Origin of the sequence: Arthrobacter sp. 1088, from assembly GCF_031455315.1 — a bacterium.
Taxonomy (GTDB): Bacteria; Actinomycetota; Actinomycetes; order Actinomycetales; family Micrococcaceae; genus Arthrobacter.
Map to the genome: position 1 here is coordinate 38,971 of NZ_JAVDSM010000007.1, position 24,932 is coordinate 63,902.

The 24,932-nt window shown below is 62.6% G+C and carries 19 protein-coding genes and 1 pseudogene; 15 read left to right on the forward strand and 5 right to left on the reverse strand.

All coding sequences use genetic code 11. The annotated features are described in order from the left end of the window. Positions 1-4: 4 nt before the first annotated feature. The 8 genes from hemQ (at position 5) to J2Y41_RS12505 (ending at position 8,677) form a co-directional block, all read left to right on the forward strand. Positions 5-706, forward strand: a complete 702-nt coding sequence (gene hemQ / locus J2Y41_RS12470) for a hydrogen peroxide-dependent heme synthase (protein ID WP_216924089.1) — start codon at positions 5-7, stop codon at positions 704-706. Beyond that, positions 703-1,926 carry a ferrochelatase gene (locus J2Y41_RS12475; protein ID WP_224088166.1) on the forward strand — a complete coding sequence of 408 codons (1,224 nt, stop codon included), beginning with the start codon at positions 703-705 and terminating at the stop codon, positions 1,924-1,926. The genes hemQ and J2Y41_RS12475 overlap by 4 nt, the downstream gene beginning before the upstream one ends. After that, a complete protein-coding gene (hemC, locus tag J2Y41_RS12480; RefSeq protein WP_224088165.1) occupies positions 1,923-2,909 on the forward strand; it encodes a hydroxymethylbilane synthase in 987 nt (328 codons plus the stop codon). The genes J2Y41_RS12475 and hemC overlap by 4 nt, the downstream gene beginning before the upstream one ends. A gap of 1 nt (position 2,910) precedes the next feature. Next, positions 2,911-3,804 (forward strand): uroporphyrinogen-III synthase, encoded by an 894-nt coding sequence (locus J2Y41_RS12485; protein WP_309928712.1) that lies wholly within the window; start codon positions 2,911-2,913, stop codon positions 3,802-3,804. Then, positions 3,801-4,781 carry a porphobilinogen synthase gene (gene hemB, locus J2Y41_RS12490; RefSeq protein WP_224088163.1) on the forward strand — a complete coding sequence of 327 codons (981 nt, stop codon included), beginning with the start codon at positions 3,801-3,803 and terminating at the stop codon, positions 4,779-4,781. Before J2Y41_RS12485 ends, hemB begins: the two co-directional genes overlap by 4 nt. Continuing rightward, the gene (locus J2Y41_RS12495) at positions 4,781-5,896 is read left to right on the forward strand and encodes an LLM class flavin-dependent oxidoreductase (protein WP_309928714.1); all 1,116 of its coding nucleotides are present in this window, start codon (positions 4,781-4,783) and stop codon (positions 5,894-5,896) included. Before hemB ends, J2Y41_RS12495 begins: the two co-directional genes overlap by 1 nt. A 54-nt stretch (positions 5,897-5,950) precedes the next feature. Continuing rightward, positions 5,951-7,270: a glutamate-1-semialdehyde 2,1-aminomutase gene (gene hemL, locus J2Y41_RS12500; protein ID WP_224088161.1), complete on the forward strand. Its 1,320-nt coding sequence runs from the start codon at positions 5,951-5,953 to the stop codon at positions 7,268-7,270. 126 nt (positions 7,271-7,396) lie between these two features. After that, entirely contained in the window at positions 7,397-8,677 is a 1,281-nt protein-coding gene (locus J2Y41_RS12505) for a glycoside hydrolase family 3 N-terminal domain-containing protein (RefSeq protein WP_309928717.1), read from the forward strand. A 134-nt stretch (positions 8,678-8,811) separates the two neighbouring features. Here J2Y41_RS12505 and J2Y41_RS12510 read toward each other — a convergent pair whose 3' ends face one another. From J2Y41_RS12510 to J2Y41_RS12525, 4 genes are all read right to left on the reverse strand, one after another. After that, positions 8,812-9,549 (reverse strand): amino acid ABC transporter ATP-binding protein, encoded by a 738-nt coding sequence (locus J2Y41_RS12510; protein ID WP_309928719.1) that lies wholly within the window; start codon positions 9,547-9,549, stop codon positions 8,812-8,814. Next, entirely contained in the window at positions 9,546-10,310 is a 765-nt protein-coding gene (locus tag J2Y41_RS12515) for an amino acid ABC transporter permease (RefSeq protein WP_224164821.1), read from the reverse strand. Before J2Y41_RS12515 ends, J2Y41_RS12510 begins: the two co-directional genes overlap by 4 nt. A gap of 12 nt (positions 10,311-10,322) precedes the next feature. After that, positions 10,323-11,273, reverse strand: coding sequence for an ABC transporter substrate-binding protein (locus J2Y41_RS12520; RefSeq protein ID WP_224088146.1), 951 nt, complete (start codon positions 11,271-11,273; stop codon positions 10,323-10,325). A 323-nt stretch (positions 11,274-11,596) separates the two neighbouring features. Then, the gene (locus J2Y41_RS12525; protein ID WP_224164819.1) at positions 11,597-12,307 is read right to left on the reverse strand and encodes a 3'-5' exonuclease; all 711 of its coding nucleotides are present in this window, start codon (positions 12,305-12,307) and stop codon (positions 11,597-11,599) included. Positions 12,308-12,373: 66 nt separating this feature from the next. On the opposite strand from J2Y41_RS12525, the gene J2Y41_RS12530 reads away from it, so the two are divergent. The 4 genes from J2Y41_RS12530 (at position 12,374) to J2Y41_RS23120 (ending at position 19,986) form a co-directional block, all read left to right on the forward strand. Beyond that, a complete protein-coding gene (locus tag J2Y41_RS12530) occupies positions 12,374-12,790 on the forward strand; it encodes an MGMT family protein (protein ID WP_309928724.1) in 417 nt (138 codons plus the stop codon). After that, positions 12,787-16,104, forward strand: a complete 3,318-nt coding sequence (locus J2Y41_RS12535) for an ATP-dependent DNA helicase (RefSeq protein ID WP_309928727.1) — start codon at positions 12,787-12,789, stop codon at positions 16,102-16,104. Before J2Y41_RS12530 ends, J2Y41_RS12535 begins: the two co-directional genes overlap by 4 nt. Next, complete coding sequence (locus tag J2Y41_RS12540; RefSeq protein WP_309928731.1) at positions 16,101-19,631, forward strand: ATP-dependent DNA helicase; 3,531 nt, start codon at positions 16,101-16,103, stop codon at positions 19,629-19,631. Before J2Y41_RS12535 ends, J2Y41_RS12540 begins: the two co-directional genes overlap by 4 nt. A gap of 211 nt (positions 19,632-19,842) precedes the next feature. Beyond that, on the forward strand, positions 19,843-19,986 hold the full coding sequence (locus J2Y41_RS23120; RefSeq protein WP_396133539.1) for a hypothetical protein: 144 nt from the start codon (positions 19,843-19,845) through the stop codon (positions 19,984-19,986). A 296-nt stretch (positions 19,987-20,282) separates the two neighbouring features. Here the strand turns inward: J2Y41_RS23120 and J2Y41_RS23125 are convergent. Next, positions 20,283-21,017 (reverse strand): annotated as a pseudogene (locus J2Y41_RS23125) (macrolide 2'-phosphotransferase); the annotation flags it as partial. A gap of 143 nt (positions 21,018-21,160) precedes the next feature. On the opposite strand from J2Y41_RS23125, the gene nudC reads away from it, so the two are divergent. The 3 genes from nudC to J2Y41_RS12560 are packed head-to-tail and all read left to right on the forward strand — an operon-like array spanning position 21,161 to position 24,902. After that, positions 21,161-22,150 carry an NAD(+) diphosphatase gene (nudC, locus tag J2Y41_RS12550; protein WP_309928737.1) on the forward strand — a complete coding sequence of 330 codons (990 nt, stop codon included), beginning with the start codon at positions 21,161-21,163 and terminating at the stop codon, positions 22,148-22,150. Then, entirely contained in the window at positions 22,147-24,279 is a 2,133-nt protein-coding gene (locus J2Y41_RS12555; RefSeq protein ID WP_309928740.1) for an ATP-dependent DNA helicase UvrD2, read from the forward strand. Before nudC ends, J2Y41_RS12555 begins: the two co-directional genes overlap by 4 nt. Continuing rightward, complete coding sequence (locus J2Y41_RS12560) at positions 24,279-24,902, forward strand: M48 family metallopeptidase (RefSeq protein WP_224164805.1); 624 nt, start codon at positions 24,279-24,281, stop codon at positions 24,900-24,902. Before J2Y41_RS12555 ends, J2Y41_RS12560 begins: the two co-directional genes overlap by 1 nt. Positions 24,903-24,932 lie beyond the last annotated feature (30 nt).

Below are 24,932 nucleotides of genomic sequence, written 5' to 3' on the forward strand. Positions count from 1 at the left end.
AACCATGAGCCACACTTCTGCCGAATCTGTCACTAAAACTGCTGGAACCGAAGAGCAGTTCTTTACGCTCTGGACCGTCTTCAAACGCTCGGCCGATGTCCTGCGCAGCGGCGATGCTGCCCAGGAATTCGAAGCCCTTGAAGGGAAGCTCGCCGAAGAAGGCGTGACCCTGCGGGGCAGTTACGACGTTTCGGCCATGCGCTCGGATGCCGACATCATGGTGTGGCTCCACGGATCCAAGCCGGAAGACCTCCAGTCAGCCGTCCGTTCCATTCGCCGCAGCAAGCTCTTTGCCGGCACTGAGATCGTCTGGTCCGCCATGGGCGTCCACAGGGAAGCCGAGTTTGCCAAGAGCCACGTTCCGGCCTACGCACGGGGCGTTGAGCCCAGCACCTGGCTGTGCGTCTACCCGTTCGTCCGCTCCTACGAGTGGTACCTGCTTCCCGCGGAAGAACGCGGAAAGATGCTGCGTGACCATGGAATGCTGGGCCGGGAGTTCCCGCAGGTCATCTCCAACACTGTTTCCTCGTTCGCGCTGGGTGACTGGGAATGGATCCTGGGCCTGGAGGCACCTGAACTCGTTGACCTCGTTGACCTCATGCGCCACCTGCGCGCAACCGACGCCCGCAACCATGTCCGCGAAGAAATTCCGTTCTACACCGGCCGCCGCGTGACTGCTGCCGAGATTGCAGAGGTCCTCGCATGAGTGGCCTTGCCGTCTCCACCACCCCCAACGAAGTCACCGGGCGTGGCCGTCAGGAAGCAAAGCAGTACGATGCCGTGCTTCTTGCGTCCTTTGGTGGTCCTGAAGGCCAGGAAGATGTCATTCCCTTCCTTCGCAACGTCACCCGGGGCCGTGGCATCCCGGATGAGCGCCTTGAAGAGGTCTCACACCACTACCGCGCGTTTGGGGGCATCAGCCCCATCAACCAGCAGAACCGCGAACTGAAGGCCGCAATCGAAGCCGAATTGGCCAAACGCGGCATCGAGCTTCCGGTCCTGTGGGGCAACCGGAACTGGGACCCGTACATCGCTCCGGTCCTGCAGGACGCCTACGACGCCGGCCACCGCCGCATCCTGATGCTCACCACCAGCATCTACTCCTGCTACTCCAGCTGCCGCCAGTACCGTGAAGACATTGGCATCGCCCTGACCGAAACAGGACTGGACGGCAAGCTCGAGGTGGACAAGATCCGCCAGTACTTCGACCACCCCGGTGTTGTCCAGCCCTTTCTTGAGGGGACCGCCGCCGGGCTGGAAGAGATCCGCGGCAAGTTGGCAGCCGCCGGTGAATCCGATCCCGATTCAAAAATCCGGGTCTTGTTTGCTACCCACTCCATCCCCACGCGCGACGCCGAAGCAGCCGGCCGGTCCGAGGACGAGCCGCGCGAATTCGCGGAAGGATCGGCCTACGCGGCACAGCACCTGGCAAATGCCCAGGCCATCATGGATGCCGTTGCCCCGAATGTGGCCTGGGACCTCGTGTACCAATCCCGCTCCGGCGCGCCGCACATTCCTTGGCTGGAACCGGACATCAACGATCACCTCGAAGAAATCGCCCCCGAAGGCGTACGCGGCGTCGTGATCGTTCCCCTTGGCTTTGTCAGTGACCATATGGAGGTTGCTTGGGACCTGGACACCGAGGCCCTGGAGACCTGCAGGAACCTGGAGATGGAAGCCACCCGCGTCCCCACCCCGGGAACGCACGCTGCCTTTGTTTCCGGGCTGGTTGACCTGATCTGTGAACGCACGGTGGATAACAACATCGCCGATCGCCCCCACGTAACGGACCTTGGTCCTTGGTACGATGTCTGCCGCCCCAATTGCTGCGAAAACTTCCGGGGAGCAAAGCCGGCTATTGCCGAGGTCGGTTCCACTATCGGTGTTGGCCATGACGCTTACTCCTCCACGGAGGCCAGCAAGTGACCATTCGCATTGGCACCCGGGCCAGCAAGCTCGCGCTGACCCAGACCCAGCAGACGGCCGATCAGCTGGCGGCTGTTGGTGGCTTCCCGGTGGAGCTGGTGCACATCAAGACCGAGGGCGACGTCAAGACCGGCTCGCTGTCGCAGATGGGTGGCACGGGTGTCTTCGTGGCGGCCCTGCGGGATGCCTTGCTTGCCGAAACCTGCGATGTCGCTGTCCATTCTTTGAAGGATCTGCCCACGGGGGCTGCAGTTGGACTGAGCATCGCCGCTACCCCCAAGCGCGTGGATGTCAGGGACGTCCTGTGTGCACGGGATGGACTAACCCTTGCCGAATTGCCCGGTGGTGCCAAGGTAGGTACGGGTTCACCTCGTCGTGCTGCACAGCTAAGGGCGGCCCGGCCTGACATTGAGGTGCTGGATATCCGTGGCAACGTGGACACGCGCCTGGGACGCGTCCCCGGGCTTCCCGGCAACGTCACCGACGAAGTTGTTCCCGGCAAGTCCTGCGACCTGGACGCCGTAGTGCTCGCTGCGGCCGGGCTGGAACGGATGGACCGGCTGGACACTGTGAGCGAGTTCTTCGAGACGGATGTCATGTTGCCTGCCCCGGGCCAAGGCGCGCTAGCCATCGAATGCCGTACGGAGGACGCCCCGCAGTTGGAAGGCTCCCAAGGCGTTCTCGCCCAGGCTCTCGCCGCATTAAACGACGCCGACACCCGGCTTGCCGTGACAGCCGAACGTGCCGTCCTGGCCCGGCTCGAAGCTGGTTGCGCCGCGCCGGTAGGTGCCTACGCGTTCAGGAAGGGCAGCATGCTGCACCTTGAAGCCGTTGTCTGCGCCGTTGACGGTACCAAGACCGTGCGCGAGAAGAAGGCCACCGATGGGCTGACCGAAGTAGGGGCGACGTTGCTCGGCATCGAAGTTGCGGAGCTCCTGCTCGCTGCCGGTGCCGCGGAGATCGCGGACCTTGCAGCGTCCTGATGTGACTCAAACATCGGCTTTGGTCGGTCGGCGGGTCCTGATTACCAGGAGCGCCGACCGTGCCCGGCCACTTGCTTCGCTCCTGCACACGCTCGGAGCGGAGCCCTTGGTGCTTCCCCTCATCGATTTCGAACGGGCGGAGGACCAGGCTTCCCTCAACGCCGCCCTGGATCAGCTCGCCGCTGGATATTTTGACTGGATGGTGGTCAGCAGCATCACCACCGTGCGCGTCCTGCTCGAAAAGGCTGCCGAGCGTGGCACGCTTCCGGCAAACCTCGTGCCATCACGGACGCGGGTGGCAACGATCGGTCCATCGTCACAGCGGATCCTGGAAGCTATCGGCCTGACCGTCTCACTGGCACCCACGGACCTTCAATCTGCCGAAGGCCTCGTCACCCTATGGGAACCGGAACCTGCACGGGTTCTCCTCCCGCAAGCCGATATCGCGGGCCCCGGCCTGCGGGACGGATTGGCCTCCAAGGGCGCAGAGGTAACATCGGTGACCGCCTATCACACGGTGGACTACCCGGCCCGGACGGGACTGCGCCTGAAAGCGGAACTACCCGCCGTCGTCGTGCATTCCGGCAGTGCTGCCTCCGGCAGTGCGGGTTCCCGTACCGGACAGCCGCAGGAAATGACTCCCTCGGAAGCTCGTGCGGCCATTGACGCCGGGATTCTCGACGCCGTTGTGGCCGCTTCCCCGAGCGCCGCGCGACGTATTGCGGAGACCCTTCTGCCCTTGGGCGGGTGCCGCTTCATAGCCATTGGGCGTCCGACGGCGGAAGAGGCCACCCACCTCGGAATCACCGTCGCAGCCACCGCCAAAGAACCTACCTCGGACGGCATCGCGGCCGCCTTGGAAACAGTATTCGTCAACGAAGGGAACCCCAGATGAGCTTTCCGAACCACCGTCCCCGCCGCTTGCGCACCACCCCGGCGATGCGCAGGCTCACGGCAGAAACACGCCTGGCCCCCGCAGACCTCATACTTCCGGCCTTCATCCGTGAAGGCCTCAGCGAGCCCAGCCCGATCAGTTCAATGCCCGGCGTCGTCCAGCACACCACCGACACTCTCAAGCGCGCGGCTGCGGAAGCCGTGGAACTTGGCGTGGGCGGCATGATGCTGTTCGGCGTACCAGAGGTCCGGGACGCACGGGGCACCGCATCCTTGGACCCGGAAGGTGTCCTGAACAAGGCCATCCGGGACGTCAAGGCCGAGGTGGGCGATGACCTCGTGATCATGGGCGATGTGTGCCTGGACGAATTCACTGACCACGGACATTGCGGCGTTCTGGATGCCGAAGGATACGTGGACAACGATGCCACTTTGGAGATCTACGGCCAGATGGCGGTTGCCCAGGCCGAGGCGGGCGCCCATGTGTTGGGACCTTCGGGCATGATGGACGGACAAATCGCCGTCATCCGCCAGGCGTTGGAGGATTCGGGCCACAAGAACACCGTTGTCCTGGCCTATGCCGCCAAGTACGCCTCAGCTTTCTACGGTCCTTTCCGTGAAGCCGTGGACTCCCAGCTGAAGGGTGACCGCCGGACCTACCAAATGGATGCAGCCAACCGTCGCGAAGCCATTCTCGAAGTTGAATTGGACCTTGAAGAAGGCGCCGACATGGTCATGGTCAAGCCGGCCATGAGTTACCTCGACATCCTCGCGGATATTGCGGCCATGAGCCCCGTACCCGTCTCGGCCTACCAAATCTCCGGGGAGTACGCCATGATCGAAGCCGCCGCTGCCAACGGCTGGATCGATCGGCGGGGCGCCATCACCGAGTCAGTGCTGGGCATCAAAAGGGCCGGAGCCGATACTGTCCTGACCTACTGGGCCTCCGAACTGGCAGGCTGGCTGAAGGAGTCCTGATGACCGCAGTGCCTTCCGAACCGGGATTTCCGTCTGCATCCAGGGCTGAATCCGACCCCACCGCACCGGTGGGCGCCGCCGAAATCCTGCTCGGCCTGAACACTTTCGGGGACGCGGGCCTCGATGCCGACGGCAATCCCAAGGAGCACGCCCAGGCCCTGCGGGAGTTGCTTGAGGAAGCAAAGCTGGCTGACGCCCTGGGCATCCATGCTTTTGGCGTGGGAGAGCATCACCGCCGCGATTTTGCTGTATCTGCTCCCGAGGTCTTCCTCGCGGCAGCTGCCGCAGTGACATCCCGGATCCGGCTCGGATCGGCCGTGACGGTACTTAGTTCGGATGATCCGATCCGGGTCTTCCAACGTTTCGCCACTGTAGACGCAATCTCCAATGGCCGGGCGGAGGTCATGTTGGGCAGGGGCTCATTCATTGAGTCCTTCCCGTTGTTCGGACTGGACCTGGCGGACTACGACGTCCTGTTCGAAGAAAAGCTTGAGCTGTTTGACAAAGTGCGGGCCCAAAAACCGATTCATTGGGAAGGGCGCACCCGCCCCAACGTGAACGGACTCCAGGTCTACCCGCGTTTGCAGCACCATTTGCTGCCGGCATGGATAGGCGTGGGCGGTACACCTGAATCCGTGTTGCGGTGCGCGGAATATGGCTATCCGATTATCTTCGCGATCATCGGGGGAGAGCCCCGCCGTTTCGCTCCGTTGGTAAATCTTTATCGCGACGCAATGGCCAAATACGGTCACTCCATGCGACAGATCGCAACGCACTCGCCCGGCTTCATTGCAGACACTGACCAGCATGCCCGGGAAGAACTGTTTCCGCATTGGCTGGAGCAGCGCAACAGAATCGGGGCAGAGCGCGGCTGGGGTCCGGGAAACCGCGGGGAATTCGACGCAATGTGCGGCCCGGAGGGCGCTCTCTATGTGGGTTCTCCCGAGACGGTGGCCCGCAAAATCGTCCTGCTCAAGCGCAACCTCGGCGTGGACCGCTTCGACCTCAAATACAGCAACGGCACCCTCCCGCACGGATCCATGATGCGTTGCATCGAGTTGTACGGCACTGAAGTGGCCCCACGGGTCGCGGAGCTGCTGGCGGACGCTTCATAGCTGCGATGCTGAATCACCGAAAGACGCTTCTGAATGACTGAAAGAATAGGAACCATGACTTCAAACACCCCTGTGTCCGACCAGCTTTTCGATCGAGCCCGGTCCCTCATGCCCGGCGGAGTGAACTCGCCCGTGCGTGCGTTCGGGTCCGTTGGCGGCACACCGAAATTCATGGTTTCGGCCAAGGGCGCCTACCTCACTGACGCTGATGGCAAGGAATACGTAGATCTTGTCTGCTCGTGGGGCCCGGCCCTGCTCGGCCATGCCCACCCCGCCGTGCTCGATGCCGTGCACGCTGCCGTGGACCGCGGTCTGTCCTTCGGAGCATCCACCCCGGATGAGGCCAACCTCGCCCAGATCGTGAAGGAGCGCGTGTCCGCCGTCGAACGCCTGCGGATGGTGTCCACGGGCACCGAGGCCACCATGACGGCGGTTCGCCTCGCCCGCGGCTTTACCGGCCGCAACCTGATCATCAAGTTTGCCGGCTGCTACCACGGTCACCTGGACGGCCTGTTGGCAGCCGCAGGTTCCGGCCTCGCGACGTTGGCCCTCCCCGGGTCGGCCGGCGTCACGGCAGCCACCGCAGCTGAGACACTTGTTTTGCCTTACAACGACCTCGCAGCTGTCGAAGCTGCCTTCGCCAAGCACGGCAACAACATCGCGGCCGTGATTACCGAAGCTGCCCCGGCAAACATGGGTGTCGTCACCCCGGGCGAGGGCTTCAATGCCGGGCTGTCCCGCATCACCAAGGACCACGGGGCGCTCCTCATCCTCGACGAAGTCCTCACCGGTTTCAGGACCGGTTACGCCGGCTACTGGGGGCTCACAGGCCGTCAGGAAGGATGGGCCCCGGACCTGCTCACCTTCGGCAAGGTTATTGGAGGCGGAATGCCGACGGCGGCCCTCGGCGGACGCGCCGACGTCATGGATTACCTCGCACCCGTTGGCCCGGTGTACCAGGCAGGCACGCTGTCAGGAAACCCTGTGGCCATGGCTGCCGGCGTCGCAACGCTTACCCATGCCACGCCTGACGTTTACGCCTATGTGGACGCCCGTTCGCTGGAGCTGTCCGCAGCTCTTTCCTCCGCACTTGATGCCGAAGGCGTGGACCACTCCATCCAGCGTGCAGGCAACCTGTTCTCGGTTGCGTTCGGTACTTCCACCCACGGCGTGCACAACTACGACGACGCCCAGGGCCAGCAAGCTTACCGCTACGCACCGTTCTTCCACTCGATGCTGGATTCCGGCGTCTACTTGCCGCCGTCGGTCTTCGAGGCCTGGTTCCTGTCCGCGGCGCATGACGACGCTGCCATGAACAGGATCATTGACGCACTCCCGGCTGCTGCGAAGGCAGCGGCCGCCGCAATCGCCTAGGTCCGCGATCCCGAGGTCAAGGACAACGCAGTGCCCCAGCCGGCTGGTCGAAGCAGTCTGGGGCACTGCGACTTCCCGGGGTAGGCTCGTAAGGGAAACCCAACCCCAACGAATTCACGGTTTACCATGCGCAAGATCCAGTCAATTGCATCCCTTGGCGTGAGGGCCGCGGCGGCCGGAATCCTGGTCACAATGGTTCCTGGTTGCTCAAGTGGAAATGAAACCGCTGGCCCAACAACTGCACCGGTTTCGCCGCCTGTAACTACCCCTTCGCCGACGACCACCCCTGTTCCGGGCAAGTCCACTTCCGGGGCTTCAACCGAGCCCAAGGTCTCCCAGCCACCTTCCACACCACCTACCCGTGAAGCACTGTCCGCGGCGCAACAACAGCTTGCCGGGCTAAGCCTGGAGCAACGTGTCGGGCAACTCTTCATGATTGCCGCGAAGGCGACGGGTGCGGAGCCGGGCACCATGGAAGCACTCACCAAATACCACGCAGGCAACGTCTACTTGAGCGGTCGCAGCAAGGCCGGGACTGCTGCCACAGCTGCCGTTGTGGCCTCCCTTACCGGGACAGTTTCCGCCGAAACTACCGGTGGGCTCCCTCTCTTCGTGGCCACGGACCAGGAAGGTGGATACGTCCAGGTCCTGGCCGGCCCGGATTTCTCCACCATCCCTGCCGCATTGGTGCAAGCCGGAGCTGGTCCCGCGAAGCTTAAGGCAGACGCCACAGTTTGGGGGAAGGAACTCCGTAGCGCCGGCGTCAACGTCAATCTGGCTCCGGTCCTGGATACTGTGACGAGCCCTGGGTTCGCGCCGTCCAATGCACCCATCGGACAATTCCAACGCGAGTACGGATACGTACCAGGGCAGGTGTCCAACCTCGGAAACGCTTTTGCCCAAGGCATGAAGGAGGCGGGCGTTGCACCCGTCGTCAAGCACTTCCCAGGCCTCGGCAGGGTAGTTCCCAACACCGATGTCAGCCAGAACGTCAGGGACACTGAAACCACGCGGAATGATCCTGCCTTGGAACCGTTCCGCACAGCCATTGCGAACGGCGTGCAATGGGTCATGGTGTCCAATGCCTACTACGACCAAATCGACCCCGCCAACATCGCGCCGTTCTCGCCCGTGGTGATGGGGCAGATGCTTCGCGGGGACGCTGGCTTCAAAGGCATTATCCTCTCGGATGACGTCTGTAGTGCAGCACAGCTGAAGCCGTGGACCCCTGCGGACCGCGCCACCAACTTCTTCGCAGCGGGCGGCACGATGCTGGTTTGCGCGGACCCGGGAAGCATCCCCGCCATGTATGACGCCGTACTCCAGAAGGCGCAATCCGAGCCGGATTTCCGCAACAAGGTGGACGCAGCGGCGTTGACAGTGTTGTCTGTGAAACTCGGGAAGTAATGCTGGAAACAAGACAAGGGACTGGCTGGTGCCCAACCGCAGTTGCGCTTAATGCAGGAAACCCCGCTTCCTGACTTTCACCACTAGGGCGATCGTCCGGAGGCGGGGTCTGCTGTTTGGCTGCCCTACGCGGACTAGAGGACGTCCGAGAGGAAACCCTGGAGCCGCTTTGTCCGGGGGCTGTTGAAAAGCTGCTCCGGTGGACCGGATTCCACAACCACGCCAGCGTCCATGAACGTCACGACGTCTGAGACGTTGCGCGAGAAGCCCATCTCATGGGTAACCACCACCATGGTCATGCCTCCCTGCGCGAGATCGGTCATCAGGGCAAGTACGCCCTTGACGAGTTCCGGGTCCAGCGCGGAGGTGGCTTCATCGAAGAACATGACCTCGGGCTTCATGGCAAGCGCACGGGCAATGGCTACGCGCTGTTGCTGGCCACCTGAAAGGTTGGCAGGGCGGGCATCGGCCCTGTGCTTGAGGCCGACCAGGTCCAGTTGGGCCAAGGCCTCCTCACGCGCCTGTTCCTTGGACATTCCGCGAATCTTACGCAGCGCCAGGGAGATGTTCTCGGCCACCGTCTTGTGGGGGAAGAGATTGAACTGCTGGAACACCATTCCGATCCGGCGCCGGAGCTCGTCGGGGTTGTCCTTGAGGACGGAACGGCCATCCAACAGGATGTCGCCCTGGTCCGGTTCGATGAGCCGGTTCATCACGCGGAGCAGCGTTGACTTGCCTGAACCCGAGGGTCCGATGACCGAAGCCGTGGTGCCCTTCTCAACGTGCAGGTCAATTCCCCGCAGGACGTGGTTGGTGCCGAACGACAAATGGATGTTCTTTGCCGTCAACGTGCCGGATGTGAATTCACTCATGCGTGAGCTCCCTTCCCGACGACCGCCGCAGCATCGTCCGGTTCTTTCTTTTCAGGCCTGCCTGAACGGAAGCGGGCATCAATCCAGTTCACGAAGTGCGTGAGCGGAATCGTGAGTACCAGGTAGAAGACGGCCGCAGCCACATAGGGCGAGAGGTTGCCGCTGGTCGCAGCCGCGTCCTTGCCGATCTGGAAGATCTCGCGTTCCGTGGCCAGCAGGCCCAGGAGGAAGACGAGGGAGGATTCCTTGATCAGGGCGATGAACTGGTTGACCAACGCAGGAAGCACCCGGCGGATGCCCTGGGGAACCACCACCAGGCGCATGGAAGCGCCGTAGCCGAACCCCAGGGCGCGGGACGCTTCGAGCTGTCCCTTGTCCACGCTCTGGATACCGGAGCGGAAGATCTCGCCGATGTACGCCCCCGACATCAAAGACAGTGCTGCGATGGCCATTGGGTAGGGGCTCGTGGAACCGGTCAGTTCACGGATGATGGGGCCAAAGCCGAATCCGATGACCAGAATGGTCAGCACGGGCGGAAGTCCGCGCAGGACGTCCGTGTAAATGCGTGCAATCCACCGGGCCGCGGCGTTCCGGGAAATCCCCATCAGGGCCAGGGCCATGCCCAGCAGGGTCCCGATAATGCCCGAAATGACAGCGAGCACCAGTGTGTTTGGCAGGCCGACGGCGAACATCTTGGGAATGACTTCGCCCATCGCCTCCCAGTCAAGGAAGGTGTCAGCCAGTTGCTTGAGGATATCCATGGAACGCCCGGGTTACTTGGCCGGGATCTGGACGGCCTTGCTGCCCGGCTTCCAGCCCTGGGGAGTCTGCTCGGCCGCGGTGGGGCGGTCGGTGTACCACTGGGAGGTGAGCTTGGTCCACGTACCGTCAGCGATAACGGCATCCAGGCCGGCGTTCAGTGCATCGAGGAGGGGCTGGTTGTCCTTGTTCACGGCGTAGGCCGTGAAGTTCTGCGTGTTGACAACCTTTTCGGCGATCTTGGTACCGTCGCCGTCCTTGACCTGGCCCGAAGCCTGCTGGGACGGAGCAACCCAAGCGTCGATCTGACCGTTCTTCACGTTGCCATAAACAGTGTTGTAGTCAGGGAAGCGAACGGGCTCCAGCTTGAGGGTGTTCGTGACGTAGTCATCCTGAACGGTGCCCTGAACGACGCCGATCCGGACGCCTTCCTTGAGGTCGGCGAAGCCGGTGACCTTGGCGTCGTTCTTGGTCACGACGGCCATGTAGCCAAAGTCGTAGCCGTTGGTGAAGCCGACGGTCTTTCGACGGGCATCCGTGGTGGAGATCGAGGAGGATCCGACGTCGAACTGCTTGTTTGCTACCTGCGACAGCAGGGCGGAGAAGTCAGTCGATGCAAACTCCACCTTCAGGCCAAGCTTGTCGCCGATTGCGCGAAGGAGTTCGTTGTCATAACCCGTGAACTTGCCCGAAGGGTCGATGAAGATGTTCGGCGGTGCATCGGACAGGGTTCCAACGCGCAGGGTGCCGTCCGTGATGAGTCCGAGCTTCGACTTGTCGATTTTGTCCAGCGCCGTGACGTCCGCGGTGGTGTACTTGTCCAGGGTCTGCTGGTCACTGCCGGCGAGGGCATCGGTGGGCGAGCCGCTGGGCTGGGAGGTTCCTCCGCCGCATGCTGCCAAGGAGATCACCAGGGCCGCTGCTACGGGAGCAGCAGACAGCCACTTGAGGGCTTTGAATTTCATGAAGAAATCACTTTCGTCGGGTCACAGAGACGTTCGCGGTGGGCGGGGAACGTGGCAGCAAGTATGGGGATGGCTGCCCTAGCAGACTTCAACCCGCCAAACTTAATTATGTCACCAGCCCCCGAACGGCTGGTGAATCGAACAAGTGATTGCCTTGGCTCGTTTTTTCCGAAGAAAGTTCCTACCTTGAGCCCTGTCTTCCCCGAAGTGTTCCGGTGATGGCCTGAGTGATGAAATCCCTGCGCACCACGCTGGTGCGCGGGGACCTTCGAAATTCTTGTGACTTGCGTCCCAACTGTGGGCCGTCCGGGCCGAAACCTGCCTCAGAAGCCGCCTCGGCTGGCATCCTCGGGTGGCAGTACGGGCCACTCGCCTTCGATGACAGCGGTGGGTTTGCTCCGCCGCAGATACTGCTGGAAGTCAGCCGCTTGGGAAGCGGCCCAGTCCACCTGCAAATGGTGCAGCTTGGAGGCAGGCATTTGCAACTTGGGGAATTTGCCAGCCATGGCATCCAGAACGCGCAGGGTGGCCAAGGCGTCCGCAGCGGAGGTGTGGGCGTTGTCCAGGATCACGCCATATTCCTCGCATAAAGCGGTCAGGGTCCGCTTGCCCTTGCGGTACCGGTCCACCTGCTTGTTCATCACGTAGGGGTCCAAAACGGGGAAACGGGTCAGTTGCGGGACACCATGCCGTGCCGACTCTGCAGCGAGCACCGTGAAGTCGTAGCTGGCGTTGAATGCAATGACCGGGGTGTCGTCGTCGAACAATTCCTGAAGAACCGCTGCCACCTCGCGCGTGACCTCGGCCGCCGGGCGGCCCTCCGCGCGGGCTTTCTCCGTAGTTACTCCGTGGACCTCGCTGGCCTCCAGGGGAATTTCCACCCCGGGGTCCGCCAGCCATTCATGCTCTTTGATGAGTTGTCCGTGCGCATCCACCACAGTGATTGAAGCCGTGACGATGCGGGCGGAACGGGAATTCTTACCTGTGGTTTCGAGGTCGAAGGCAGCGCGGGGGAGGGTGTTCCAGGAGCTCATGTTTTCACGCTACCGGCTGGCACTGACAGTACTGGGCGCGACACTCCTGCGGCTACGCTGGAGCACATGCGGATGGAGTATGTGACGGCGGTGCTGGCTGTCGTGGACCTTGTTCCGCCCGGCACGGCCCTGTCATATGGTGACGTCGCAGAACTCCTTGGAGCCGGCGGACCCAGGCAGGTGGGCGCGGTGATGAGCCACTACGGCAGTTCCGTACCTTGGTGGCGTGTCCTACGGGCAAGCGGGGATGCCCCGCCCGGCCACGAGGCAGAGGCCCTGCGCCATTATGTGCAGGAGTCCACACCCCTGCACGGCGCTTTTGAGGAATTCCTGCGGACAGGCGAGGGGCGATGGCGCGTGGACCTTGGAGCTGCACGATGGGCGCCAACTGATGCTGAATTCGATCGTATTGATGTGATCTCGGACCAGTTGGAGCGTCAGCTCCATAATTTGTCGGTGCCCGATGATGAAATGACTGTGTGACCGCAACAGCTACCAAAACCCGCCAAGCCCCGGCAGCCCTCCGCCTGCTTCCGCCGCGCGAGATTCACTACGCGGCGCCTGACCTGTCTCCGGACCAGCGTGCGGTTGTGTCAGTCAGGCAAGGAGGCGGACCTGTCCTGGTCCCTGGGGGTCCGGGCACCGGAAAGTCCACGGTGCTGGTCGAATCGGCGGTCCGCCGTGTTAATGAAGACGGCGTGGATCCCGAACGGATACTTATTCTCGCTCCTGGCCGACACGCCGCAGCCGCCTTGCGGGACACCTTCACCGGTCGCCTGGACAGAAGCCTCAGTACGACGCCGGCGCGCACCTGGGCGTCGTACGCCTTCGACGTCATCCGGCGAGCCAAAGCGGAAGGCGTCCTGCCGTTGCCCCGTCCGCCGAAGCTCCTTTCCGGACCGGAACAGGATCTGATCATCAAGGAGCTGCTGGAAGGCCATTCCCGCCCAGGGCATCAGTTGCCTTGGCCGGAGGACCTCTCCGCAGCACTGCCCACCCGCGGCTTCCGCCACGAGATCCGCCAATTGTTTGATCGCATTATCGAGTCCGGCCGCACTGCAGAGGACCTGGTGGGGCTCGCTTATGAATGTGGGCGTCCGGATTGGATGGCGGCCGCCCAGCTCTACAGCGAGTATCGGGATGTTTTGGACCTCCGCATGCCCGAGGCCTTCGATCCCGCAGGGATCATCACCACGGCGCGCCAGATTTTCCAGGACTCGCCGGCTTTCCTGGCCGCTGAGCGTGACCGGCTGCAGCTGATTCTCGTGGACGATGCCCAGGAATCCAATCCTGCCGTGTTTGAACTCCTGGCGGATATTGCCGAGGGCAAGGACGCCATAGTTACCTATTCGCCTGACACGGTGGTGCAGGGCTTTCGTGGAGCGCGGCCGGACCTTGTCGCGGAGCTGCCCGTGCTTCTCGAGGGAAGCCACGGGGTTCTTGAGCGGCCACTGTGGACCACGCATCGTCATCGCCCCGAGGTGGCGCGGGCCTGGACAAGGGTTGCCGCACGTATCTCACAACGATCGGGGGGCCAAAAGGCGAGGCGACTCGAACAGCCGGAGTCCATCGAAGGCGCCCAGGAAATCAGCAACGACGGGCGGGTGGAAGGACACGTGCTGCCTTCGCCTGTCCATGAGCTCCGATACGTTGCACAGCGGATTCTGGAAGCGCAGTTGCGTGAGGGCCGGGACTTCAGTGATATTGCCGTCATTGTCCGAAATGGTGGATTGATCTCGCAACTCCAGCGGTACCTCAATGGACAGGGAATTCCCGTGCGCGTTCCTGTGGCTGATTCCGCAGTCCGGGATGAGGTGGCCGTCCGGCCCCTCCTGGAAGTCTTCGCTGTCATCCTTGATCCGGCCAAGCTCACTCCCGAAACCGCTGTTTCTCTCCTGACTTCGCGCATTGGTGGAGCGTCTGCCATTGAGCTCCGCCGCCTCCGTCAATCTCTCCGGCGCGAGGAGCTACTTGGCGGCGGCGGACGTTCCAGTGACGCTTTGCTGGTGGAAGCGTTGCTTGAACCGGGAGCGCTGGCTTCGTTGGGAATTGAAGGAAACCCTGCCCGACGACTTGCACGGATGATTGCTGCCGGCACTGCCGCAGCAGCCGAACCCGGGGCCAACGCGGAATCCGTCCTCTGGGCGCTATGGCACGCCACGGGATTGGCGCCACGCTGGTCCGACGCTGCGCTGGAAGGAGGGAGTGCAGGGGCGCGCGCTGACCGCGACCTTGACGCCATGATGGCGCTGTTCCACACGGCGGAGCGTTTTGTGGATCAACTGCCCGGCTCAGGCCCGGAACAGTTCCTCGATTACTTGTTGAACCAGGAACTTCCGATGGACACCCTTGCGGCCAGGGCCCAGCTTGAGGAATGCGTGGAAATCATGACTCCTGCCAGTGCGGCTGGCCGCGAATGGCCTGTGGTGATCGTGGCCGGCCTGCAGGAAGGTGTCTGGCCGAATACCCGTCTACGCGGGGAACTCCTGGGCAGCACCCTGTTTGCGGACGCCGTGGAGCATGGAGTCGACTACGCGTTGGGCCGCGGACCCCTCAGCAGGCTCAGGGACATCCGCTACGACGAACTCAGGAGTTTCTCCACTGCGGTCTCACGCGCCAGGGAGGTCCTCATCTGCACGGCTGTCTCTTCGGAGGACGAACAACCTTCGGCCTTCCTGGATTATGTCGCACCGTTGGCTTCCGGCGAGTACCGGCGCGACTACACACCGGTGGATCGACCCATGACTCTTCGCGCGCTGGTGGCCGAGTTGAGGCAGCATGCCCAGGCTGAAGACCACGACGCCAACGGCGAAACACCCACGGCGCGCGAGGCAGCACGTGTGCTGGCTCGTCTTGCTTCTGTTGATCCACCCGTGGCCGGAGCCCATCCGGATACCTGGTGGGGCTTGGCGCCCTTGAGCTCCGAGGAAGCGGTTGTCCCACCGGGAGGCACTGTTGCGGTATCGCCATCCAAGGTGGAGACCGTCCACAAGTCCCCACTGGATTGGTTTGTGCAAGCGGCCGGGGGAGAAGCTGCCACGGACTTCGCACGGAGCCTTGGCACACTGGTGCACAGCATTGCACAGGAGCTTCCGGACGCTTCAGGGACGCAGTACGTTGCGGAACTCGTTCGCCGCTGGCCCACCCTTGGCATGAAAGACAATTGGGAAGGAAAGCTCGATTACCAGCGTGCGGAACAGATGGTTCGCAAATTGGCCCAGTACGTGCTCATCATGCGAAGCGAAGGCAGGAGCCTGCTGGCGGTGGAGCACGACTTCGAAGTCCAACTTCCCGACGTCCACCTGGGTTCTGCACGTCTGAATGAGGATGCAGATGATTCGGCCGCCACTCGGCACGCTGTGCTCCGCGGACAGGTTGACCGCCTGGAAATCGACGCCGCAGGCCGTTTGGTGATCGTCGATCTCAAAACCGGAAAACGCCAGCCGGGCAAGGCCGAAGTAGCCAGGCACCCCCAGCTGGGGGCGTACCAGGCAGCGGTGCTCAAAGGTGCATTCGAGGATGCGGGCGCACTTGGGGAGTCCGGCCACCCTGTTCCAGGTGGGGCCGTCCTTGCACAGCTGGGAACCAAGACCAAGAGCCCGGGGGTTCAACAGCAGGATCCACTCGAGCCCGACGACAACTGGGCAGAGGCTTTGGTCCATGAGGCCGCGGAACTCATGGCCGGCGCAACGTTCGAAGCCCGGCATGATCCGAGCAAAGCGGGACACGGCGGACATGGCTGCCGTCTGCCCGATATTTGCCCACTGTGCGCCAGAGGAAAGCAGGTCACTGAATGACTACCGATCTTCTTGAAGGATCCGGCAGCAGGGATGCCGGAATCCTGGAAGGGGAGTCCGGGCTGCCCGTTCCCAGGTTCTCCCCGTCGGAACTGGCAGACATCCTTGGCGAAAAGAACCACCCCACCGCAGAGCAGGCAAGCATCATCGCTTCCTCCCTTACGCCACGGCTGGTGATTGCCGGCGCGGGGTCGGGAAAAACGGCCACCATGGCAGACCGCGTTGTGTGGCTCGTGGCCAATGGTTGGGTCCGGCCCGAGGAAGTCCTGGGTGTGACATTTACCCGTAAAGCTGCCGGCGAGTTGGCCAGCAGAATCCGGGCAAAACTGGCCACCCTCCAGCGCATAGCCAACGAAGACGATGGCAGCATCGGCTTCCCGGAAGGGCTTCTGGGTGCCGACGACCTCGAGCCCAAAGTGTCCACCTACCACTCTTACGCGAGCGGAATTGTTTCGGACTATGGATTGAGGTTGGGCATCGAGCGGGACGTCGTCCTGCTCGGCGGTGCCCAATCGTGGCAGTTGGCAAGCGAGGTTGTTGAGGCTTACGACGGCGAATACGAGCATTTCACCGCGGCAAAGTCGACGCTCGTCAATGCCGTCATCCAGCTGGCCGGCGAGTGCGCGGAACACCTGCAGGACCCCGCCACCGTCCGGGACTGGGTGCTGGAACGCGTTCAGTCCTTCGAGCAACTGCCTTATGTGGCCGGTGCAAAGAAGAGCCCCACGCAGGCGGCAGGGGAGCTCGCTGCCATGCTGCGCACCCGGGCCAGCGTCGCAGATATGGTTCTGCGCTACCAGGATGCCAAACGTCAAAGGGGAGTGCTGGATTTCGGGGACCTCGTGGCACTTGCGGCCCGCATCTCCCGGGAAATACCGTTGGCTGCGGCCACTGAGCGGGCACGCTACAAGGTGGTGCTGCTGGACGAGTTCCAAGACACTTCGCATGCCCAGCTTGTCTTGTTTTCGCGCCTTTTCGGCCACGGTCATGCCGTCACCGCGGTAGGGGACCCGAACCAATCGATCTACGGATTCCGCGGCGCTTCCGCAGGACAGCTCTTCCACTTTGTGCAGGAGTTCCCCGTGAGGCACAACGATCAAGCATCTGGCGGAGACTCCTATTCTGTGGCGCCAACGTCGTACCTGACCACGGCTTGGCGCAACGGCAGGAACATCCTCCAGGCAGCCAACACTATTGCCGCGCCCTTGAACAAAGCCGCAGCAGCCGACAGCCCCGCGGGGGAGAGGGACACTGCAAGTGGCGTGGCGGTTCCACCCCTGGTGCCGAGTCCGGCCGCGGCCGAAGGCAGCGTTGTTATCGGTCGCTTCAGCACAGACGAAGATGAGGCTGGCGCTATTGCCCGCGACGTCCGGCGGTACCAGAGGACCGTCTTCGAGGAAGAGAAAGACGGTACTCCGGTCAAGCCAACAATTTCGGTTCTGTGCCGGCGACGCGCGCAGATGGAATGCCTTCGGAGGGAATTCGAACTTCAAGGAATTCCCTATGAGATCGTTGGCCTCGGGGGTCTGTTGGACACGCCTGAGATAGTGGACCTGGTGGCAACGCTGCGGGTTCTGGCTGATCCTGGCCGTTCCGATGCTTTGATGCGGCTTCTAGCCGGAGCACGATGGCGCATTGGGCCAGCGGACCTCATGGCCTTTAATGATTGGTCCCGTTTCCTGGCCAAGCGGAGGTCAGGACCCGGCAACACCCCTGAGGTGGCGGACGAAGACCCGGCTGCTGTCGTGATGGAAAGCGACATCACTGACGCCGCGAGCCTTGTGGAAGCCTTGGACTTCCTGCCGCGGCCGGGCTGGACATCCGGACATGGGAGGTCGCTGAGCCTTCCAGCCCTGGAACGATTGACGAGGTTGTCGGAGGAGCTGCGCACCCTTCGCACCTACATTGGGGATGACCTGACAACCTTGCTCGGCGAGGTTGAACGTGCCATGTTGCTGGATATCGAGGTGGCCGCAAAGCCTGGCGTCAGCATCCACCAAGCACGCCGGAACCTGGATGCCTTCCAGGACGCGGCCGCCGGATTCCTGCAAACCTCCCAGCGGATCGATCTCCTGGCTTTCCTCTCCTGGCTGGAAGCCGCAGCCTCGGAGGAAGGTGGCCTGGACATTGCTCCTCTTGAAACCAATCGGGAAGCAGTCCAACTCTTAACAGTCCACGCCTCCAAAGGGCTGGAATGGGACGTCGTCTTTGTCCCCGGGCTCAACGCAGGTTCCTTCCCCAGCAACAGGGACTCACGATGGAGCAGCGGCGCAGCTGCCCTGCCATGGCCGTTGCGCGGTGACCGGGCTGATCTGCCGCAGTGGGATCTTGACCACAACGACCAAAAGGGGTGGCTGGACGCTGAGAAGGACTTCAAATCGGAAGTTCAACATCATGGCGAAGCCGAAGAACGCCGGCTTGCGTACGTCGCCTACACGCGGGCCAAGTTTGTTTTGATGGTGTCCAGCTCCGCATGGAATGGGTCCAGATCCGGTATGGCAGGGATGTCGTCGTTCCTCTCCGAGCTGGCGCCGCTCGCGGGAGTGTCCTCCTCGTCCGGGGACGCCCTGGCTGTCGCGAATGTCCAGGGCGTTGTGGTCCACCCCGAGTCGGTAGCCGAAGAATCCCTGCCCGATAGCAGCCCGCTCACCGCCACGTTGGAAGTGGCTCAATTTCCGTATGATCCACTCGAAGGCCCGTCCGATCCCCGTACGGGAGCCCGCATCAGGCTCGTTCCCGGGCGTCGTGCCGCCATGGACCGGGCTGCGGCCCGGGTACGTGAATTCATGGAGGAGTCCGCTTCTCAAGGACCACCGGAAGCTTTGACAGGCAACCCGGGGCGGTGGTCACACGAAGCCCAGCTGCTACTGGATCGCCGGCTCCAGGGAAAGCTTCGACAGGATGTGCACTTGCCCAGCCACATCTCGGCCTCCCTGTTCGTTGACCTTGGCGCAGATCCCGCAGCGGTGCTGGCCCAACTGCGCCGACCCGTGCCCCGGGAACCGGGCATTTCGGCCCGAAAGGGCACAGCTTTCCATGCCTGGGTGGAGGAGTACTTCGGAACAACCGGCATGTTGGACATCGACGAAGCACCCGGCTCGGATGCCCATATCGACGAAGCGTACGGCCTGGATCAAATGGTTGAAGCGTTCAAGCAGTCCGAGTGGGCGCATCGGGCCCCGGCCTTTGTGGAAGTGCCTGTGGAAACGAGGATCGGTGACGTGGTGGTCCGCGGACGTATCGACGCCGTTTTCCGCGACGCGGACGGGCGATGGCAACTCATCGACTGGAAAACAGGACGCCGGCCTGCAGGCAAACAACTCGCAGCGAAAGCCGTGCAGTTGGCTGTGTACCGTCTTGCATGGGCGCGGTTGAAGGGCGTTCCCCTGGAGGAAGTCAGCGCGGCGTTCTATTACGTGGCGGAGGATGCTGTCGTGCGTCCGCATGACTTGGGCAATGCCGAGGAACTCGAGCAGATCATCGACGAGGCCCTCATGAACGATCCCGCGCGTGGGGTTTCCGGGTAGAAGGAATCCGGGAGAAGCGCTGGTCTAGGAACGCTCGCCGGCATGCAGCGGTGTCACATTGACAACATTCAAAGCTGCAGTCGACGCGTCATCCTGAGACCGAGGGGAGGATTCATCCGCCACCTTGTTCGACACCGTTTCAGCATCCGCATCGGATGCTGCTCCCTTGTCAGGTGTCTCGTTGTCAGGTGCTTCCTTGCCAGGCTCCTCGTTGTCAGGTGCTTCGGCGTCAGGCAGTCCGGCGCGGGGGGCTTCCTTCGACGATGTGGGAGGTAGGGAAGGCGCCGGGACTGAAGTCCCGGCGTCGGGAATCGCCACGACAGTAACGGCAGGCTGCCGGACTTTATTCGAGTGATTCGCGGCTTCCTGCAGTGCCGCGCCTTCAGCCTCAGCTGCAGCCGCCTGCTCGGCGGCCAGAACGGCCTCGTCATGCCGGGCTTGTTCTTCTATGTCATCCGCAAGGGACTGCAGCATTGATACTGCCTCTGACGTCATGTCGTCGTGCCCAACGGCCATTGCCTTCACCAAATACTGGGCCAACGCGAATTCAGCCAGCAAAGCGGCGCGTCGAAGCAGATGGGCGTCGGGTGTGTCCCGGCGCGCCTCGGTATACCGGCCGAGCACCGCTTCAACGAACGAGGCTTCGTTGGACGCCACCAGCCACGCGAAATCATCTGCGGGATCACCAATGCGGAGGTCGGTCCACCCCGTCAAGGCCGTCACGGTATCGTCCTGGACCATCAGGTTGTCTTCGTGGAGGTCGCCATGAACCACCGAGGGGTTGAACCGCCACAGCGCGACGTCCTCAAGGGCATGTTCCCAGCGGCGCAGCAACGTGGCGGGGATCTTGCCGGTAGTGGCCGCCTGGTCCAATTCGTTGAGCTTGCGCTGCCGAAACTCGTTGGCCGAGTAACTGGGCAGATCTGCATTGTTGACCAGTGCCAGGGGGAGGTCGTGGATGGCGGCAAGGGCGTTGCCAATATCACGGGCCAAAGCCGGACTTCCGGCGGATAGCTCGTCAATGGACAGCGTGGAACCCTGCAGATGGGCATACACGAATGTTGTGAGGGCGCCCTGCCGGACTGTGCCGGCGATGGTTGGCACATGGAAAGGAAGCTCGGCACGGATGGCGGGCGCGAAGGCCCGAAGGACCATGAATTCCGTTTCGAGGCGGGTACTGGCCTCGGGATGACGTGGCGAACGGACGCGCCAACGCTTGCCTTCCGCATCGAGCAACAACGCCGAATCGAAGTCGGCGTCGTCATCGGGGGAATAGGCTGTAGCCGTCGGTGCCAGTCCGGGCACCGCCGCGGTTGCTACAGCGGCCAGTTCGAGCGGTGTTCTTCTCACGTCTTCCACGGTAGATTGAGTGGCGCCTATGGCCATGATGCAGTGCGGCGAGTCTTCAGATCCGCACGAAAACAAGGCAAAAGTGGATCATTGGTCCCCTCAGCCGCCGGCATTGGCACGATATGCACAAGCGGCCGATCCAAATGTTCTTTGTCGGTGCGAATCAGTACGGTAGATACATGAGTTATGCGGAGTCTCCGGCGCTGGCCAACCACTTGATGGAAACTGTTCTTCCAGTGCGCCCGGCGTTGGTGGACCGAGGCTCCAGTGAGCGCATAAAGCCTGGCATGGTTGAGGACCTCATCGCCTCCGGCAGGGCCAAGGCCATGGTCATTTCCCAACGCAAGGCGCTGGTGAGCAGGGATGGCCTTTGGTTCGGGGATGCTGGTCCACTGTGGGCTGCCCTCGGCGAAGCAAAAGCCGGCGCCCTGACTGCTATCTACCTGGGTACCACCTTGAGGCCTTCGTCCGTGGCCGAGGGTACTCCCGTTTTGCTGATTACTGTTGCAGAGCCGCCCGTGCCCGGGACAGCCCTGATCCCCTCCGTTGCGCAGTGGGCCGGGTTCCGGGAAGTTGCAGGACGCCTCGATGCTACTGACACTGCCTTGTTCATCGAAGCCAGCGCCATCTCCAACTGGCACGCGACCCATACCCATTGCCCGCAGTGCGGCACGCCAACTGATATTGAAACCGGGGGCTGGGTGCGGCGGTGTCCCAAGGACAACTCTGAGCACTATCCGCGCACAGACCCGGCGATCATCGTTACTGTCGTTGGCCCTGACGGCCGGCTCCTGCTGGGTGGCGGCGGGCCTGCGGACGCCAGGAACTACTCCACCCTTGCTGGATTTGTTGAACCCGGGGAATCGCTTGAGCAGGCTGTTGTCCGCGAAATCGGCGAGGAAGTAGGCGTACGGGTTACTGCCTGCCAGTATCTCGGTTCGCAGTCGTGGCCCTTCCCTGCCTCGCTCATGTTGGGCTTTACGGCAATAACGAACGACGCCGTTGCCCGCCCCGACGGCGTAGAGGTCACCCGCGCGCGGTGGTTCAGCCGTGAAGAGTTGCAGGAGGCTGTGTTGAGTGGCGAGATCACCATCTCCACGCGCCTGTCCATTGCGCGCTCCTTGATTGAGCATTGGTACGGCGGCGTCATCGAAGACCTCCAGCCGTGACAGGAGGAATTTTCGACGTCGGAGGCTCACTGGAGGAGCGGATCCTCGGCGGCTTGGATGATGAGCAACGTGAAGTAGCCAGCACTCTCACTGGCCCTCTTTGCGTACTCGCAGGTGCAGGCACAGGCAAAACCCGCGCCATCACGCACCGCATCGCTTATGGAGTGCATTCGGGGGTGTATTCACCACAGAGGCTGCTGGCCGTGACCTTCACAGCCAGGGCTGCGGCCGAAATGCGGAGCAGGCTTCGGGATCTTGGCGTGGCCAATGTCCAGGCACGGACTTTCCATGCTGCGGCCCTGAGGCAATTGCAGTTCTTCTGGCCGCAGGCGATCGGCGGTACCCTGCCCAGCCTGCTGGACCACAAGGCGAACATGATTGCTGAGGCCTCACGCAGGCTTCGCCTCAGCACTGATCGCGCTTCCATCAGGGACTTGGCTGCAGAAATTGAGTGGGCAAAAGTCTCTATGCTCACACCTGCCAACTACCTGGAGAATGCACAAGGACGCGGGACTCCGGGAGGCTTCGACCTCACGGCTGTGTCCAGGGTGTTCCAGGCGTACGAGGATATTAAGACTGACCGCAACGTCATTGACTTCGAAGACGTCCTGCTTATTACGGTTGGGATCCTCCAGGAGGATCCCAAGGTTGCAGCGACGGTCAGGGAGCAATACCGCCACTTCGTCGTCGACGAGTACCAGGATGTTTCCCCGCTTCAGCAGCGGCTCCTGGATCTCTGGTTGGGTGGTCGTGACGAATTGTGCGTGGTGGGTGATGCGAGCCAGACCATCTACTCCTTTACGGGGGCCTCACCCAAACATCTCTTGAATTTCAAGGCACACTACCCAGGCGCCACCGTCGTCAAGCTCATCCGTGATTACAGGTCCACCCCGCAGGTGGTCAAGTTGGCCAATGAGCTTCTCGGGTCCCGGCGAAGTGGTGGACCGGTTGCCGATGCGGCGTGGGCGCCTCCGCTCAAGCTTGTCGCCCAAAGGCCAGCAGGCCCGGAACCGCGGTTCATGGAATGTCCGGACGACGAAGCGGAGGCGGCGGTCGTTGCCGGCAGAATCCAGGAGCTACTCAACACGGGTGTAAAAGCCAGCGAGATCGCCATACTGTTCCGCACCAACGGGCAATCGGAAGCTTACGAGCAAGCGTTGGCGTCAGCGGGGATCGGTTACCAGCTTCGCGGCGGAGAGAGGTTCTTCGCCCGCAAGGAGGTCCGGGATGCCATCCTGCAGCTGCGTGCGGCGACCAGGGCTGTGGCAGAAGGCGCCCCGGAGCCCCTGGGCCAGATTGTCCGTGACATTGTTGCCTCGCTTGGCTACAGCGAAGCCGCGCCACACAGTGGTGGAGCACTTCGCGAGCGTTGGGAATCCCTGGCCGCGTTGGTGGCCTTGGCTGATGAGTTGTCAGTCAGCCGTGGAGAGTCTTTCACCTTGGCTGAGTTCGTCAACGAGCTGCAGGAACGGTCGGTGGCCCAGCATGCTCCCACAGTTCAGGGTGTGACTCTTGCCTCTCTTCACGCGGCGAAGGGCCTCGAATGGGATGCCGTTTTCCTGGTGGGCCTCAGCGAAGGACTCATGCCTATCTCCTTCGCGGACACACCGGAGGACGTGGACGAAGAACGCCGGCTGCTCTACGTCGGGATCACCCGTGCGCGTGAGCATCTGAACCTGTCATGGTCCTCCGCGCGTACTCCGGGTGGCCGCGCCAACCGCAAGCCCTCGCGCTTTCTCGATGGACTCCGGCCGGATTCGGTGGCGTCCGCGAACGCCAGGAGCCGGGCAGGTTCCACCCGCCGCAAAGCTGCCGCGCCGGCGTCGTGCAGGGTGTGTGGAAGCATGCTTGCCTCCGGAGCCGAGAGGAAGGTGGGTCGGTGCAACCAATGCCCGCCGACATATGAGGAACAGACCTTTGACGCACTGAGGCAGTGGCGGCGCGATGAAGCGCAATCTGCCGATGTTCCCGCCTACGTTGTCTTCACTGATGCCACATTAACCGCAATAGCCGAAGCCCGGCCAGCGTCGCTGGAGGAATTGGCCGGACTGGCGGGGGTAGGGCCCTCCAAACTGGAGCGCTACGGAGAAGCCGTCCTCGCCGTCCTCGCAGAGAGCACCAACCTCTGATGCCGCGCCCAACAGCCGGCCAGGCCGACGTTCCCATGCTCACCGACGACGGTGCTCCAGTAGTTGTCAGGCGCTCAGCCCGGCGCCGACGGACGGTAGCTGCGTTTTGGGAAGACGGTAATGCCGTTGTCGCGATTCCCGCCAGCTTTACCAAATCGCAGGAGCGCGAGTGGGTGCGGCGCATGCTTGCGAAGCTCCAGAGGCAAGGTGAACGCAGGGCGGGTAAACCAGATCGGCGCAGACCTGCTACGGACGAGGCACTTGCCCAGCATGCAGCGCACCTTTCGCGGACCTACCTCGGAGGACGGGCGGTTCCGACGTCGGTCCGCTGGGTGACGAACCAGAACTCACGGTGGGGCTCGGCTACTCCAGCGGATGGAACCATCCGGCTTTCGAACAAGCTTCAGGCGATGCCACAGTGGGTGATCGACTACGTGCTCCTGCACGAATTGGCGCATTTGTTGGTAGCGGGGCACAATGCGCAGTTTTGGCACTTGCTGACGGCCTACCCGGAGACACAGCGCGCCAAAGCATTCCTGGAGGGGGTCGCGTTCGCGACCTCCCGTGGGATTAGCGGTGACGCCAATGAATCGGCTGGAACGGGCGCGGACGAAACGGAGTAGGGACGAGAATGGTCGCCATGAAACTCATGG